The 260-nt window shown below is 45.8% G+C and carries 1 protein-coding gene; it reads left to right on the top strand.

The genetic code is table 11. The features are described from left to right. Window positions 1-260: lyase family protein (locus tag AAEY57_RS20350; RefSeq protein ID WP_350608704.1), on the top strand; the 260-nt coding region annotated here is incomplete at both ends.

The following is a 260-nucleotide window of genomic DNA, read 5'->3' as shown; positions in this document are numbered from 1 at the left end:
AGGTGAAATAGAGCTTGAAGCACTGCAACCCGGATCATCTATTATGCCCGGCAAAGTAAACCCTGTGATCCCCGAAGCAGCAGCTATGGTGAGCGCCCAAGTAATTGGTAACGACGCTACAATTACCGTTGCCGGCCAAGCAGGTAATTTTGAGCTAAATGTAATGCTGCCGGTAATTGCTTATAATATTTTACAAAGTATAGAGTTACTCGCCAATAGCGCCCAAGCACTGGGAGATAAAGCCATTGCTAGCTTTACAG

The organism is Pseudoalteromonas sp. MER144-MNA-CIBAN-0113 (genome assembly GCF_040308965.1).
Lineage (GTDB): Bacteria > Pseudomonadota > Gammaproteobacteria > Enterobacterales > Alteromonadaceae > Pseudoalteromonas > Pseudoalteromonas tetraodonis.
This window is presented reverse-complemented; position numbering and strand designations above follow the sequence as displayed.